The organism is Streptomyces sp. NPDC006235 (assembly GCF_040613735.1).
Taxonomy (GTDB): domain Bacteria; phylum Actinomycetota; class Actinomycetes; order Streptomycetales; family Streptomycetaceae; genus Streptomyces.
Genome location: NZ_JBEXSR010000025.1, coordinates 111218 through 125815 on the forward strand (window position 1 = coordinate 111218; position 14598 = coordinate 125815).

Genomic DNA, 14598 nt, shown 5'->3' on the forward strand with positions numbered 1-14598 from the left:
ACCCCCAACGGAGACCGTGACTACCACCGCCGGCACCAGCTCTGCCTCGCACCACCTGTCCCCGGCGTTCCCCGGCCGCGCCCCCTGGGGTACCGCAAACAAGCTGCGCGCCTGGCAGCAGGGCGCGATGGAGAAGTACATCCAGGAGCAGCCGCGGGACTTCCTGGCGGTCGCCACCCCCGGCGCCGGCAAGACGACCTTCGCGCTGACGCTGGCGTCCTGGCTGCTGCACCACCATGTCGTGCAGCAGGTCACCGTCGTGGCCCCGACCGAGCACCTGAAGAAGCAGTGGGCGGAGGCCGCGGCCCGGATAGGCATCAAGCTCGACCCGGAGTACAGCGCCGGGCCGCTCGGCCGGGAGTACCACGGGGTCGCCGTGACGTACGCGGGTGTCGGCGTGCGGCCCATGCTGCACCGCAACCGCGTGGAGCAGCGCAAGACCCTGGTCATCCTCGACGAGATCCACCACGCCGGTGACAGCAAGTCCTGGGGCGAGGCCTGTCTGGAGGCCTTCGAGCCCGCGACCCGCCGGCTGGCCCTGACCGGTACGCCCTTCCGGTCCGACACCAACCCCATCCCCTTCGTGACGTACGAGGAGGGGCAGGACGGAATCCGGCGGTCCGCCGCCGACTACACCTACGGCTACGGCAACGCCCTGGCCGACAACGTCGTCCGGCCCGTCATCTTCCTCTCCTACAGCGGCAACATGCGCTGGCGTACCAAGGCCGGTGACGAGGTCGCCGCGCGGCTCGGCGAGCCCATGACCAAGGACGCCATCAGCCAGGCCTGGCGGACCGCCCTCGATCCGCGCGGCGAGTGGATGCCGGCCGTGCTGCGCGCCGCCGACCAGCGGCTGACCGAGGTCAGGAAGGCCATCCCGGACGCAGGTGCGCTCGTCATCGCCTCCGACCAGGACTCGGCGCGCGCGTACGCCAAGCTGATCCGCGAGATCACGGGCAGCAAGGCGACCCTCGTGCTGTCCGACGACTCCGGCGCCTCCGAGCGGATCGACGAGTTCAGCAACAACACCGACCGGTGGATGGTCGCGGTGCGGATGGTGTCCGAGGGCGTCGACGTGCCCCGGCTCGCCGTCGGGGTGTACGCCACCACCATCTCGACGCCGCTGTTCTTCGCTCAGGCCGTCGGCCGTTTCGTACGGTCCCGGCGGCGCGGCGAGACGGCCTCCGTGTTCCTGCCGACCGTGCCGGACCTGCTCTCCTTCGCCAACGAGATGGAGCGCGAACGCGACCACGTCCTCGACAAGCCCAAGAAGGAGGGCGAGGAGGACCCGTACGCCGAATCCGAGAAGGAGATGGAGGAGGCGAACAAGGAGCAGGACGAGGACACCGGCGAGCAGGACATGCTGCCCTTCGAGGCGCTGGAGTCCGACGCGGTCTTCGACCGGGTCATGTACAACGGCGCCGAGTTCGGCATGCAGGCCCACCCGGGCAGCGAGGAGGAGCAGGACTACCTCGGCATCCCCGGGCTGCTGGAGCCCGACCAGGTCCAGCTGCTGCTGCAGAAGCGGCAGGCCCGGCAGATCGCGCACAGCCGCAAGAAGCCGGACGCGGAGGCCGACCTGCTCGAAGTGCCCGCCGAGCGGCGGCCGGTCGTCTCGCACAAGGAGATGATGGAGCTGCGGCGGCAGCTCAACACGATGGTCGGCGCGTACGTCCACCAGAGCGGCAAGCCGCACGGCGTGATCCACACGGAGCTGCGGCGCGTGTGCGGGGGGCCTGCGGCGGCGGAGGCGACGGCGGGGCAGCTACGGCAGCGCATCGCCAAGGTGCAGGAGTGGGCCACGCGCATGAAGTGACCCCCGTGTCGTACGTATGCGGGCAAAGGGCGCCAGTCGGTCCTGGCCGGTGCCCGGATTCTGGACGGAGCCTTCCGCTCAGCGAACTCCCTTCGCTACTGTCCGGCTACGCACACGCCCCGTGGCAGCGCCGCCGCGGAGCGCAGCCGTGAAGCGACGCGGCCCGGACAGGCCGGGCCGCCGGCCGATCGGCGGCCTCTGAAGCGCGTCGCCGACGGGACTCGGTGACGCATCCACCGACCAGGGGGCCGTCGACCTCACCACTAAGGAGTGGGCGTCGTGACCGCGGAGACCTCCCAGACGCTCGACAGGGGACTACGGGTCCTCAAGCTGCTCGCCGACACGGACCACGGACTGACCGTGACCGAGCTCTCCCTCAAACTGGGCGTCAACCGGACCGTGGTGTACCGGTTGCTCGCCACGCTGGAACAGCACGCGCTCATACGCCGTGACCTGGGCGGACGTGCCCGGGTCGGGCTCGGCGTGCTGCGTCTGGGCCGGCAGGTCCACCCCCTCGTACGAGAGGCCGCGATGCCGGCACTGCGGTCGCTGGCCGAGGACATCGGCGCGACGGCGCACCTGACCCTGGTGGACGGGGCGGACGCCCTCGCCGTGGCCGTGGTGGAGCCGACCTGGACGGACTACCACGTCGCCTACCGGGCAGGATTCCGCCACCCCCTGGACCGGGGCGCCGCGGGCAAGGCGATCCTCGCGGCCCGGCAGCACCCGATGACGGACCCGGGCTTCACGCTGACCCACGGCGAGCTGGAGGCCGGCGCGTGCGGGGCGGCGGCGCCGCTGCTGGGCGTGACGGGCGTCGAGGGCAGCGTGGGCGTGGTGATGCTGGCGGACGTGGTGCCGGAGCGGGTGGGGGACAGGGTCGTCGAGGCGGCACGAGAGGTCGCGGACGCGCTGCGCTGACCTGTGCGGACGCGCTGTGCTGACGTGTGCGGATCCCTCCGGCCGGGCCCCGGGCGACCTGGGACCGGCCCGATTCCGTGCCCGAGTTAGATTGATCCCGTGTTCTCTCGTCTCACGCGTCCCCAGGCCATCGCCGTCTGCGCCCTGCCCGTCGTGGCTCTGCTCGCCACGGCGGTGTTCGCGCCGCTGCCGTTCTCGGTGGCGCAGCCCGGGCAGACGACGAACGTGCTCGGGGAGGACAAGGGCGCCCCGGTGATCACCATCAAGGGCGCGCCGACCCGGGAGACACCCGGTCAGCTGCGTATGACCACCATCGTGGCGACCTCACCGGACACCCGGGTCTCGCTCCCGGACGTCATCGACAACTGGTTCCGCACGGACCGGGCGGTCATGCCGCGCGACGCGATCTACCCGAGCGGCGACTCCGTCCAGGAGATCGAGCGGCACAACGAGAAGCAGATGAAGGAGTCCCAGGACGCGGCGACGCAGGCCGCGCTGAACTATCTCGGCCTCGACGACAAGGACGTCAAGGTCGGCCTGCGGCTCGCGGACGTGGGCGGGCCCAGTGCCGGGCTGCTGTTCTCCCTGGGGATCATCGACAAGCTCGACGGCGACGGCACGGGTGGTGATCTCACCGGGGGCCGTGTCATCGCCGGCACCGGCACGATCGCCGCCGACGGCACGGTCGGGGCGGTGGGCGGCGTCGCCCTCAAGACCCAGGCCGCCAAGCGGGACGGGGCGACCGTGTTCCTCGTCCCGAAGGCGGAGTGCGCGGACGCGCGAGCCGAACTGCCGAAGGGCCTGCGGCTGATTCCGGTGACCACGCTGAAGAGCACGGTGAGTTCGCTGGTGTCCCTGGAGACGGGGAAGGGGTCCGTGCCCAGCTGTTAGTGGGCGGCGGCTGCCGGCCCCGGCCGGGTGGCGAGCCTTAACCCGACCTCCACGAGGGTCCAGCCGAGGCGGGTACGGAGGCCATGGCTGTTCCGGGCGGTGGGGCCCCGGCCTCCGGTCTCGGCGCGGAGGTCGGCGGCGCGGGCGTGGTGCAGGGCGAGGTGGATGTCGGGGTGCATCTCAGTCCGTCCTGATCGGGAAGGCGTGGGTGTGGAGGCGCACCTGCTCGGCGCCGGGGGTGTCCTCGGTGGCCGCGCGGTCGCGGTAGGTGTCGAGCAGCGCGTGCATCTTCTCGACGAGCTCTTGCGTCAGTTCGGGCGTCAGTCGCAGCGTCCAGCTGCTCATGTCCCACACGCGGCTCCACTCCTCGGGCCATGAGTCGCGGTTGCCCAGCCATGTCGACAGGTCCCGGGTCTGCGTGGTGGCGACCTCGTGGAGGTACATGTCCGCCGCGCCGCGCACGGCCGGGTCCGAATCGGTGAGCAGGGCGTCGTCGAAACGGAGGCCGTAGTGAGCCGCCTTCCACCACCGCTCACGGCCCTTGCCGTGCTCGGGGGCGTCCTCGATGAAGCCGTACTCCGCGAGTTGGCGCAGGTGATAGCTGGTGGCGCCGCTGGACTCGCCCAGCTTCGCGGCCAGTTGCGAGGCGGTGGCCGGGCCGCCGAAGCGCAGGGCGTCGAGCAGCTGCATCCGCAGGGGGTGCGCGAGTCCTCGTAGGGATCGGGCGTCGAGTTGCCGCACGTGCGGGTTCTGGGGTTCGGTCACGATGCAAAGCTATCCTTGCAAAGGAATCCTTGCAAGGCTTTCTTTGCAACTCTCTCCATCGGTCCGGGTCACTCCTCCCTGACCAGCCCCTCCTCCACCATCCACTCCAACGCCACCTGATGCGGATCCTCCCCCTCCACATCCACCTTCGCGTTCAGCCTCCGCGCCACCGTGTTGTCCAGCCGCGCCGTCACCGGGTCCAGGACGTCCGCGATCGCCGGCCGCTCCTTCAACGTCTTCGCGTTGATCATCGGCGCGGCGTTGTAGTTGGGGAAGAACTTCCTGTCGTCCGCCATGACCGCCAGGTTCATGGAGTCGATGCGCCCGTCGGTGGTGAACACCTCCCCGTACGGGCAACTCCCCTTCGACGTCTGGGTGTAGATGATCCCCGTGTCCATCTGCGTGACGTTCCGCGCCGGCAGCTCCATCCCGTACGCCCGCTGCATGCCCGGCAACCCGTCCGCCCGGTTCGCGAACTCGACCTCCACGCACAGCTTCACCGCCCCCGGGTCGGACTTCGCCAGCTCCGCCACGTCCGACAGGGTCTTCGTGCCGTACTTCTTCGCGTTCTCCTGGTTCATCGCCAGCGCGTACGTGTTGTTCAGGGACGACGGACGCAGCCAGGCCAGCCCGTTCGCCGCGTCGGCCTTCTTCACCGCCTCCCACTGCGCGCGCGGATCGGTGACCGGCTCGCTGTTGCCCAGGTACGTGATCCAGGCCGTGCCCGTGTACTCGTACCCGGCGTCGGCGTCCCCTTTGCGGACGGCCTCGCGGCTGCCGATGGACCCCTGGATGCCCGTGCGGTCGAGCACCTCCGCACCGGCCGCCTCCAGGGCGATGCCCATGATCGCGCCGAGGATCAGCCCCTCGGTGAACGACTTGGACGTCACCGTCAGGCTCGCGCCCTTGAGCGGCTCGCCCCGCCCGACCGACCCGGGCCGCACGTCGTCCGCCATGGGGGAGCCGCTGGTCAGGCCGCACCCCGCGACCAGCAGTCCCGCTGCCGGCGCCAGGAACAACCGCCGTCTCATGGCTGGAGTCCCCGGGGCCGCAGGAGCACTTCCGCCAGCGAGGCCAGCCAGTCCACCAGCAGCGCCAGGACCACCGTGAGGACCGAGCCCAGCACCAGCACCGGCATCCGCTGGTTGGTGATCCCGGTCGTGATCAGCACGCCCAGTCCGCCGCCCCCGCCGAAGACGGCCAGGGTCGCCGTGCCGACGCTCAGGACGAGGGCCGTGCGGACACCCGCCAGGATCAGCGGGACGGCGAGGGGGAGTTCGACCTGGGTCAGCACTCCCGCCGGTGACATTCCGATGCCCCGGGCCGCCTCCAGCAGCGTCGGGTCGTTCGCCTTCAGGCCGGTGATCGTGTTCGACAGCACGGGCAGCACGGCGTAGGCGATGATGCCGATCAGGGCGGCCCTGCGGCCGATGCCCAGCCAGATGACGAGCAGTGCCAGCAGGCCGATCGCGGGCGTCGCCTGCCCCATGTTGGCGAACGCCATCGCCACCGGAGTGGCCCTGCGGAACGCCGGGCGGGTCAGCAGGATCCCCAGTGGGATCGCGATGACCAGCACGAAGAACGTGGAGATCACGGTCAGTTGGATGTGCTGCCACAGGGCCTTGGAGACCTGGCCGTCCGACAGGGCGTTGCGGGTCAGCGCGTCCAGGTCGGCCTGCCGGAACCAGAGCCAGGTGGCGAGGAGTACGGCCACCAAGACCGCGGGCAGCACGGTCAGCTTCTGCCGGCCGACGCGCCGGGGCGGCGGGCCGGGCGGCGTCCGGGGCGCCTCGGCCTCCTCCTCGTCCACCGGTCCGGGGGCGGTGCGCACCTGCCCCGGAGCGGTCACCGTGTCCCTCCGAAGCCGCCCACGCCCGTGACGTCCCCGCCGCCCTCCTGCTCCGCGTGCGTCTGCGCCGCCCGCAGCTCCTCCAGTTCGTGCTGGTGCTCCAGCGCGTCCAGCCGGTCGGCCTCCAGCATGTCGTGCACGGAGTTGAGGAGCGTCTCCATGTCGACGACGCCGGTGTACTCACCGTGCCGTCCCGTCACCGCCACCCGCCCGGTGTTGTCGGTGAGCACCGCCTCCAGCGCGTCCCGCAGGGTCGCGTCCCGGGTGACCGTGTCGTGCACCAGCGTCCCGGCACGGGCCAGCGAGCCCCGGGCCCGCATGAGGTCGCCGCGCCGGAGCCACTTGTAGGGGCGGCCGCGCCGGTCGAGCAGCAGGACCTCGTTGGTGCCGCCGGCCCGCAGCCGGTTGAAGATCTGCTGCAACGGGTCGTCGATCGTCACCGTCGGATAGTCGGTGATCTCCACGTCCCGTACGCGGGTCAGGTTCAGCCGCTTCAGCGCCGCCCCGGCGCCGACGAACCCGGACACGAAGTCGTCCGCCGGGTTGGTGAGGATCGCCTCCGGACTGTCGAACTGGGCGATGTGGGACCGCTCGCGCAGCACGGCGATCCGGTCGCCGATCTTGATGGCCTCGTCGAAGTCGTGCGTGACGAAGACGATCGTCTTGTGCAGTTCGTGCTGGAGCCGGATCAGCTCGTCCTGGAGATGGTCGCGGGTGATCGGGTCCACCGCCCCGAACGGCTCGTCCATCAGCAGCACCGGGGGATCGGCGGCCAGGGCCCGGGCCACGCCCACGCGCTGCTGCTGGCCGCCGGAGAGCTGACGCGGGTAGCGGCCGTGGAACTCGCCGGGGTCGAGGCCGACGAGGTCGAGCAGCTCCTCGGTCCGCGCCCTGATCCGGGCCTTCGGCCAGCCGATCATCCTCGGGACGAGGCCGATGTTCTGGGCGACCGTCATGTGCGGGAAGAGCCCGGCGGACTGGATCGCGTAGCCGACCTTGCGGCGCAGCGCGACCGGGTCGATGTCGGTGACGTCCTCGCCGCCCATGCGGATACGGCCGCCGGTCGGCTCGATCAACCTGTTGATCATCTTGAGCAGGGTCGACTTGCCGCAGCCCGAGGGGCCGACGAGGACGACGACCTCGCCCGCCTTGATCTCCATGCTCACGTTGTCCACGGCCGGCTGCGCACTGCCGGGGTACCGCTTGGTCAGGCTCTCCAGCTCGATGGAGGCCCCGTGGCCGTCGGTCTCAGGCACGGATCCCCCTGGGAACGGTCAGCCGCCCGATCAGGACGTACGCGGCGTCGAACAGCAGCGCCAGGACGATGATGCCGAGCGTGCCCGCGAGGACCTGGTTGAGCGCGTTGGCGCTGCCCAGCGAGGCGAGGCCGCGGAAGATGACGTTGCCGAGACCCGGTCCCGAGGCGTACGCCGCGATGGCCGCGATGCCCATCAGCATCTGGGTCGCGACCCGGATGCCGGTCAGGATCGGCGGCCAGGCCAGCGGCAACTCGATCCGCAGCAGCCGCGCCGGGCGGGACATCCCGATGCCCGTGGCCGCGTCGACCAGCGCCGGGTCGACCCCGCGCAGCCCGACGATCGCGTTGCGCACGACCGGCAGCAGCCCGTACAGCGTCAGCGCGATCACCGTCGGCGCCACACCCAGGCCCACGACCGGGATAAGCAGCCCGATCAGGGCGAGCGCCGGCACGGTCAGGATGGTGGCGGTGGCCGTGGTCGCGAGGTTCCCGGCCCACGCGCTGCGGTAGGTGGCGACGCCGATGAGGACCCCGAGCACGGTCGCGACGACCATGCACTGGAAGACGGCGCTCGCGTGCTGGTAGGCGTCCGTGAGCAGTTGCTGGTGCCGCCCCGCCACGTACTCCCAGAAGTTCACACTCACCCCACGATTCAGGTCTCCTCCGCGGCCTGCTCCACCAACGGGATGATCCGCAGCGGAACGGGGTTCTCCATGACGATCGCCGTGGAGGCCCGGACGATGCCATCAAAACCGACGACCCGGTCGATCACACGCTGGAGATCGGCGTTCGAGCGGGCCACCAGCCGGCACAGCATGTCCCCGCTGCCGGTGGTGGTGTGCAGCTCCAGCACCTCGGGCACGGTCGCCAAGTGGGCCCGTACGTCGGCGCCTTGGCCCTGCCGGATCTGGAGCGTCGCGAACGCCGTGACCGGGTAGCCGAGCGCCGCCGGATCCACCTCCGGGCCGAAGCCGCGGATGACTCCGTTCGACTGAAGCCGGTCCAGCCGCGCCTGCACCGTGCCGCGGGCCACGCCGAGCCGGCGCGACATCTCCAGCACCCCGATCCGCGGCTCCCGCGCCAGCAGCAGGATGATCCGGCCGTCCAGATGATCGATCGCCACAGCAGCCTCCCGGCATGGTCATCCTGTACAGAAGCGCCGTCGACACGGCCGTATTGCTGAACAGATTGCCCAGCGGAAACGCAAACTATTGCGCACCTTGCCGAGCGGGGAGACCCTGCGGCTATGACGCAGACCACACACCACACTCCCGACACCGCCCGGCAGGCCGACCCCTTCCCGGTCAAGGGAATGGACGCGGTCGTCTTCGCCGTGGGCAACGCCAAGCAGGCGGCGCACTACTACTCCACCGCCTTCGGCATGAAGCTGGTCGCCTACTCCGGACCGGAGAACGGCAGCCGCGAGACCGCTGCCTACGTCCTGGAGAACGGCTCGGCCCGCTTCGTCCTCACGTCGGTCATCAAGCCGTCCACGGACTGGGGCCACTTCCTCGCCCGGCACGTGGCCGAGCACGGCGACGGCGTCGTCGACCTCGCCATCGAGGTGCCGGACGCGCGCGCCGCGTACGCCTACGCCCTGGAGCACGGTGCCCGCTCGGTGGCCGAGCCGTACGAGCTGAAGGACGAGCACGGCACGGTCGTCCTGGCCGCCATCGCCACCTACGGCGAGACCCGCCACACCCTCGTCGAGCGCTCCGGCTACGACGGCCCGTACCTGCCCGGCTTCGTGGCGGCCCAGCCGATGGTCGAGCCGCCCGCCCACCGCACCTTCCAGGCCATCGACCACTGCGTCGGCAACGTCGAGCTCGGCCGGATGAACGAGTGGGTCGGCTTCTACAACAAGGTGATGGGCTTCACGAACATGAAGGAGTTCGTGGGCGACGACATCGCCACCGAGTACAGCGCGCTGATGTCGAAGGTCGTCGCCGACGGCACGCTCAAGGTCAAGTTCCCGATCAACGAGCCGGCCATCGCCAAGAAGAAGTCCCAGATCGACGAGTACCTGGAGTTCTACGGCGGCGCGGGCGTGCAGCACATCGCGCTCAACACCAACGACATCGTCCAGACGGTGCGCACCATGCGCGCGGCCGGCGTGGAGTTCCTCAACACGCCCGACTCGTACTACGACACGCTGGGGGAGTGGGTCGGCGAGACGCGGGTCCCGATCGACACCCTGCGCGAGCTGAAGATCCTCGCCGACCGCGACGAGGACGGCTACCTGCTGCAGATCTTCACCAAACCGGTCCAGGACCGCCCGACCGTCTTCTTCGAGATCATCGAACGCCACGGCTCGATGGGCTTCGGCAAGGGCAACTTCAAGGCCCTGTTCGAGGCGATCGAGCGCGAGCAGGCCCGCCGCGGCAACCTGTGACCCGACGTTCCCTGTGAGCTCGTGCGGGTGTCACGGGGCACCCGCACGCCCTCATTCCTCCTCCATCCGGGGCACCTCGTCGTCCGGCGGCTCCCCCAGCGCCTCCGACGCCGCCCGCGCCGCAGGGGCGTGCAGCGGTGAGAAGTGCGGGTTGATCCGCAGGGCCTCCGCGAGATGGCGTCGCGCGGCCCCGTACCGCTCCAGCTCCCGCTCGATCATGCCGCGGTGATAGGCGTACGCCGCGCTGCGCACCCCGCCCGCGGGGTCGCTCTCCGTCGCCCGCACCGCGAACCGCAGGGCCTCCTCGTGCCGGCCCGCCCGGTGCAGCGCCCAGCCCAGCGCGTCGGCGACCTCGGTCCCCGGCTGGCGGCTCCACTGGGCCCGCAACCGCCGTACCGCCTCCCGCGGATCGCCGTGGTCCGCCTCGAACTGCCCCAGCACCAGTTCCTCGTCGGCCCCGCCCGCCGCTGCGACCCGGACCCGCTCCCGCAGCAGGTCGTACTGCACCCGGGCCGCCTCCGGCATCCCCAGCGACTCGTACAACTCGCCCAGTTCCAGGGCGTACCGGGGACAGGGCTGCCTGGCGAGGGCCACCCGGTAGGCGTTCAGCGCCTCCGTCGTGCGGCCCAGGGCCGCCAGCGTCCGGCCCTGCCCGGCCTGCGCCGCTCGCTGGTCCGGGTCGAGGCGCACCGCCTCCTGGAAATGCCGCAGCGCGTCCTGGAGGTCCCCGCGTTCCCAGGCCAGCTGCCCGGCCCGCTCCAGATAGGCCGCCCGCTCGGCCGGTGCCCGCGCGCCCGCCGCCGCGTCCGCCAGCGAGGCCGCCGCGTCCTCCCGCCGGCCCCGGTCGCGGTAGACGGCCGCGGCCCGCGCCAGCACGGCGGGACCCGAGCGCAGCTCCGTCAGCCGGTCCAGCGCCCGCTTGGCCGCCGCGTGCTCGCCGAGCCCGGTGTAGGCGTCGATGAGCAGCGGATACGTCGTCCACCGCCGGGGCTCCAGGGTCCGCGCCGCCTCGCCCCAGCGGCGCGCGGCGGGGAAGTCCCGGCGCGCGTTGGCCAGCGCGGCCAGTCCGGCCAGGGCCCGGGTGTTGCGCCGCGGCCGCACCGCCAGCGACGTCCGCAACGCCTTCTCCGCGCGCGGGTAGTACGCCGGGTCGGCCAGCCGCCGCCCCTGCTCCACGTACGCCGCGCCGAGCACCGCCCAGGACGTCGCGTCCTTCGGACGCGTCCGCACCCGCTGCTCCCGCTCGTCGATCAGCTCCGCCAGGTCGGGCAGCGCCGCCGGCACCCCGGCGCCGACCGCCGCCATGGCCAGCGCCCCCGGCGACGGCGGAGCGGGCTCGGCCGGCCGCCCTGACGGCAGCAGCACCAGCACCCCGCCGAGCACGGCACACCCCGCGACGCAGCCGAGCACCACCCGCCGGGTGCGGAAGCGGCCCTCGGGGGGCTTCTGCTGGTTCTCCATGGCGCTCACTGTGCGTCAGTACGACGACCACACCCGGGCAGGCGAAGGGTGCCGCCGACGGGTTCACACCGATGGCCCCGGGTGCGAACCTGTGATCATGAGCCGTATCGAAGCGCCCAGCTCCGAAGGCGCGGACACCGCAGCGACCGGCAACCTCGTCGACCTCCTGCTCGGCGGCCTGCCCGCCGAGGCGGTCCTCACCGACCCCGACGTCACGGCCTCCTACGCCCACGACATGGCGAGCTTCTGCCCGGCCGGCGCCCCGGCCGTGGTCGTCCTGCCCCGCACGGTGGAGCAGGTCCAGCACGTGATGCGCACCGCCACCGCCCTGCGCGTCCCGGTCGTCCCGCAAGGCGCCCGCACCGGACTGTCCGGCGCCGCGAACGCCTCCGACGGCTGCATCGTGCTCTCCTTGACCAAGATGGACCGGATCCTGGAGATCAACCCGGTCGACCGCGTCGCCGTCGTCGAGCCCGGCGTGATCAACGCCGCCCTGTCCCGGGCCGTCGGCGAACAGGGCCTGTACTACCCGCCGGACCCCTCCAGCTGGGAGATGTGCACCATCGGCGGCAACATCGGCACGGCCTCGGGCGGCCTGTGCTGCGTGAAGTACGGAGTCACCGCCGAGTACGTCCTCGGACTGGACGTCGTGCTCGCCGACGGGCGCCTCATGTCCACCGGCCGCCGCACCGCCAAGGGCGTCGCCGGGTACGACCTGACCCGGCTGTTCGTCGGCGCCGAGGGCTCGCTCGGCATCGTCGTACGGGCCGTGCTCGGCCTGCGTCCCAAGCCGCCCGAGCAGCTCGTGCTGGCCGCCGAGTTCGCCTCCGGGGCCGCCGCCTGCGACGCCGTGTGCCGCATCATGGAGGGCGGCCACGTCCCGTCACTCCTCGAACTCATGGACCGTACGACGGTCAAGGCCGTCAACGACCTGGCGCAGATGGGCCTCCCGGAGACCACCGAGGCCCTGCTCCTGGCCGCCTTCGACACCACCGACCCGGCCGCCGACCTCGCCGCCGTCGGCGCGCTGTGCGAGGCCGCCGGCGCCACCCAGGTCGTCCCCGCCGACGACGCGGCGGAGTCCGAACTGCTCCTCCAGGCACGACGGTTGTCGCTCACCGCGCTGGAGGCCGTCAAGGGCGTCACGATGATCGACGACGTGTGCGTGCCCCGCTCCCGGCTCGCCGAGATGCTCGACGGGGTGGACCGCATCGCCGAGAAGTACCGGCTGACCATCGGGGTCGTCGCCCATGCGGGGGACGGCAACACCCACCCGACGGTGTGTTTCGACCCGGCCGACCCCGACGAGTCCCGGCGTGCCCGCGAGTCCTTCGACGAGATCATGGCCCTCGGCCTGGAACTCGGCGGCACCATCACCGGGGAGCACGGCGTGGGCGTGCTGAAGAAGGAGTGGCTGGCGCGCGAGATCGGCCCCGTCGGGATGGAGATGCAGCGGGCCGTCAAACAGGCCTTCGACCCGCTGAACATCCTCAACCCGGGCAAGCTGTTCTGAAGGTCGCGCGTCCTCACTGCGCGAGCAGCTCGGCCAGCTCGTCGTCCAGACCGAGCTGCTCACCCTCCGTCCCCGGCGGGACCACCCGCAGCGTGCGCTCCAGCCAGGCCGACACGGGGGCGGCGGGCGCCTCCAGCAGGGCGTCCCCGTCGGGTGAAGTCAGCGCCACCAGCACGACGCTGCGCTCCTCGGCCTTCGTCGGCCACACCCGCACGTCCCCCCGCCCGCACGGCCGGAACACGCCCTCCACCAGCAGGTCACGGGCGAACGTCCAGTGCACCGGGTGCGCGGAGTCGATGTGGAAGGTCACGTGGACGGCGTACGGATCGTCGGTGACGTACCGGAGCCGGGCCGGCACCGGGATCCGGCGCTCGGGCGACAGGACGAGTTTCAGCTCCAGTTCGCGTTCCACCACGGTGCGCATGGGGTCTCCCCTTCTCTGCACGGGGCCCGTGAGGGCCGGTCAGCAGGAGAGAGCGCGCGGGGGCGGCGGCATTACGCGCGTTGCCGGAAGTTTTTCGCAGGGGGAGGCGCCGGGTCGCGCGACGCGTAGCACATCGGTGCTCGAAAGGGGTGGGTCCGGTGGGAGCGGCAGTGGGGCTTGCGCACGTCTGATAGATGTGGAGGCCCCCATTTGGCCCTCGAGCAGATACGGGACGACGGAGATGAGCGCCCCAACCCCGGCCCCCGGTGACGACAGGCCCCGCGAAGGTTATTACCCGGACCCTTCCATTCCTGGATATGTCCGGTACTGGAACGGTGCCTCCTGGGTACCGGGCACCAGCCGTCCCGCACCCAAGGACGGCGAGACGCTCGCGCCGCCTCCCGGCGCCGCGGCCTCGGGCTCGGCCTCGGGCTCGGGCTCCGGCCCCGGCTCGGCCTCGGTCGAGGAGACCGGCCCGCACTTTTTCGACGAGGACCCGGCCGACGAGCCGTCCCCTGCCGACGCCCAGCACGGCAGCCGTCCCGAGCCGGCGTCCGCCTGGGGCGCCGACCGCTCCCGTCAGTCGGGCTTCGGCGGCGACCAGGACCGCCGTGTCGCGTGGGGCGCACCGCAGGGCGCACAGGGAGCGGCCCAGCAGGGTGCGGCTCAGCAGGGTGCCGACCCGAGGGTGGCGCACGCCGACCGGCAGCCGGCCGGCGAGTCCGCCCCGCAGGGCGAACCACCGTCTCCGGCCGACCAGGAGGCGAACGCCGCGGCCGCCGGCAGCACGTTCGTCTTCCGCCGTCCGACGGGGAAGGGCCAGGGAGCGGCCTCCGCCGATGCCCCCGACGACGGCACGATGACGTTCCGCGCGGTGTCCCCGCGTCCGGGCACGGCCGCGTCCGGAGGCGGCTCCACGCCGGCCGGGGGCCAGGGCGGCAACTCCGGGACTCCCGGGTTCGGTCCGGCGGGCTCGGGCGGCCCGGGCAGTGGCCCGGCGGGCTCCGGGTTCGGTGCGCCGGGCGGGCCGGGCGGATCCGGTGGCGGCTCGGCAGGCTCCGGTTTCGGCTCTCAGGGCGCGGCGGCGGCCTTCGGCTCCACGGGCTCGGCCGGCCCGGCGGGGTCCGGTTTCGGCGCCCCCGCGGGCCCGGCCGGGGGCCCGGCGGGACCCGCCTTCGGCGCGCAGGGCGGTGCGGGTGCCTCCGGTGACGTCTCGAGCCGCCCCGGCTTCGCCGCCGGGAAGGCCGCCGCGGCCCGGGCCGCGGCGCAGGGAGTACCGGCCACCCCGGCGGCTCCGACGGCGCTGTC

Annotated in this window: 15 protein-coding genes; 6 read left to right on the plus strand and 9 right to left on the minus strand. The window is 72.1% G+C overall.

What is annotated here, in order from left to right; translation table 11 throughout:
- Window positions 1-16 precede the first annotated feature (16 nt).
- The 3 genes from ABZ192_RS26580 to ABZ192_RS26590 all read left to right on the plus strand — a co-directional run bounded on the left by ABZ192_RS26580 (window position 17) and on the right by ABZ192_RS26590 (window position 3628).
- Entirely contained in the window at window positions 17-1816 is a 1800-nt protein-coding gene (locus ABZ192_RS26580) for a DEAD/DEAH box helicase (RefSeq protein ID WP_356926969.1), read from the plus strand.
- Window positions 1817-2095: 279 nt separating this feature from the next.
- Complete coding sequence (locus tag ABZ192_RS26585) at window positions 2096-2737, plus strand: helix-turn-helix domain-containing protein (RefSeq protein WP_086561612.1); 642 nt, start codon at window positions 2096-2098, stop codon at window positions 2735-2737.
- 99 nt (window positions 2738-2836) lie between these two features.
- Window positions 2837-3628 carry a S16 family serine protease gene (locus tag ABZ192_RS26590; RefSeq protein ID WP_356926970.1) on the plus strand — a complete coding sequence of 264 codons (792 nt, stop codon included), beginning with the start codon at window positions 2837-2839 and terminating at the stop codon, window positions 3626-3628.
- Here ABZ192_RS26590 and ABZ192_RS26595 read toward each other — a convergent pair.
- The 7 genes from ABZ192_RS26595 to ABZ192_RS26625 all read right to left on the minus strand — a co-directional run bounded on the left by ABZ192_RS26595 (window position 3625) and on the right by ABZ192_RS26625 (window position 8623).
- On the minus strand, window positions 3625-3807 hold the full coding sequence (locus ABZ192_RS26595) for a hypothetical protein (protein WP_356926971.1): 183 nt from the start codon (window positions 3805-3807) through the stop codon (window positions 3625-3627). The genes ABZ192_RS26590 and ABZ192_RS26595 overlap by 4 nt on opposite strands.
- Before the next feature lies 1 nt (window position 3808).
- A complete protein-coding gene (locus ABZ192_RS26600) occupies window positions 3809-4393 on the minus strand; it encodes a helix-turn-helix domain-containing protein (RefSeq protein WP_356926972.1) in 585 nt (194 codons plus the stop codon).
- A gap of 68 nt (window positions 4394-4461) precedes the next feature.
- Window positions 4462-5424: a glycine betaine ABC transporter substrate-binding protein gene (locus ABZ192_RS26605; protein WP_356926973.1), complete on the minus strand. Its 963-nt coding sequence runs from the start codon at window positions 5422-5424 to the stop codon at window positions 4462-4464.
- The gene (locus tag ABZ192_RS26610) at window positions 5421-6203 is read right to left on the minus strand and encodes an ABC transporter permease (protein WP_356926985.1); all 783 of its coding nucleotides are present in this window, start codon (window positions 6201-6203) and stop codon (window positions 5421-5423) included. The genes ABZ192_RS26605 and ABZ192_RS26610 overlap by 4 nt, the downstream gene beginning before the upstream one ends.
- Window positions 6204-6238: 35 nt before the next feature.
- Window positions 6239-7498 carry a betaine/proline/choline family ABC transporter ATP-binding protein gene (locus ABZ192_RS26615; protein ID WP_356926974.1) on the minus strand — a complete coding sequence of 420 codons (1260 nt, stop codon included), beginning with the start codon at window positions 7496-7498 and terminating at the stop codon, window positions 6239-6241.
- Complete coding sequence (locus ABZ192_RS26620; protein WP_356926986.1) at window positions 7491-8138, minus strand: ABC transporter permease; 648 nt, start codon at window positions 8136-8138, stop codon at window positions 7491-7493. The genes ABZ192_RS26615 and ABZ192_RS26620 overlap by 8 nt, the downstream gene beginning before the upstream one ends.
- A gap of 14 nt (window positions 8139-8152) precedes the next feature.
- The gene (locus tag ABZ192_RS26625; RefSeq protein ID WP_020277695.1) at window positions 8153-8623 is read right to left on the minus strand and encodes an Lrp/AsnC family transcriptional regulator; all 471 of its coding nucleotides are present in this window, start codon (window positions 8621-8623) and stop codon (window positions 8153-8155) included.
- A gap of 123 nt (window positions 8624-8746) precedes the next feature.
- Between ABZ192_RS26625 and hppD the strand changes: the two genes are divergently transcribed.
- On the plus strand, window positions 8747-9892 hold the full coding sequence (gene hppD, locus ABZ192_RS26630; RefSeq protein WP_356926975.1) for a 4-hydroxyphenylpyruvate dioxygenase: 1146 nt from the start codon (window positions 8747-8749) through the stop codon (window positions 9890-9892).
- A 51-nt stretch (window positions 9893-9943) separates the two neighbouring features.
- Here hppD and ABZ192_RS26635 read toward each other — a convergent pair whose 3' ends face one another.
- Window positions 9944-11353, minus strand: coding sequence for a tetratricopeptide repeat protein (locus tag ABZ192_RS26635; protein ID WP_356926976.1), 1410 nt, complete (start codon window positions 11351-11353; stop codon window positions 9944-9946).
- Window positions 11354-11444: 91 nt separating this feature from the next.
- On the opposite strand from ABZ192_RS26635, the gene ABZ192_RS26640 reads away from it, so the two are divergent.
- Window positions 11445-12866, plus strand: coding sequence for an FAD-linked oxidase C-terminal domain-containing protein (locus tag ABZ192_RS26640; RefSeq protein WP_356926977.1), 1422 nt, complete (start codon window positions 11445-11447; stop codon window positions 12864-12866).
- A 13-nt stretch (window positions 12867-12879) separates the two neighbouring features.
- On the opposite strand, the gene ABZ192_RS26645 is transcribed toward ABZ192_RS26640, so the two are convergent.
- The gene (locus ABZ192_RS26645) at window positions 12880-13290 is read right to left on the minus strand and encodes an SsgA family sporulation/cell division regulator (RefSeq protein ID WP_356926978.1); all 411 of its coding nucleotides are present in this window, start codon (window positions 13288-13290) and stop codon (window positions 12880-12882) included.
- Between the two features lie 241 nt (window positions 13291-13531).
- On the opposite strand from ABZ192_RS26645, the gene ABZ192_RS26650 reads away from it, so the two are divergent.
- Window positions 13532-14598, plus strand: a 1067-nt coding sequence (locus ABZ192_RS26650; RefSeq protein ID WP_356926979.1) for a DUF2510 domain-containing protein, incomplete at its 3' end; no start/stop codon positions are given.

What these genes read in the sequence shown, in the direction of transcription:
- ABZ192_RS26595 (WP_356926971.1), bottom strand. Translation starts at nt 3,807, where the DNA reads ATGCACCCCGACATCCACCTCGCCCTGCACCACGCCCGCGCCGCCGAC.
- ABZ192_RS26605 (WP_356926973.1), bottom strand. Translation starts at nt 5,424, where the DNA reads ATGAGACGGCGGTTGTTCCTGGCGCCGGCAGCGGGACTGCTGGTCGCG.
- hppD (WP_356926975.1), top strand. Translation starts at nt 8,747, where the DNA reads ATGACGCAGACCACACACCACACTCCCGACACCGCCCGGCAGGCCGAC.
- ABZ192_RS26635 (WP_356926976.1), bottom strand. Translation starts at nt 11,353, where the DNA reads ATGGAGAACCAGCAGAAGCCCCCCGAGGGCCGCTTCCGCACCCGGCGG.
- ABZ192_RS26645 (WP_356926978.1), bottom strand. Translation starts at nt 13,290, where the DNA reads ATGCGCACCGTGGTGGAACGCGAACTGGAGCTGAAACTCGTCCTGTCG.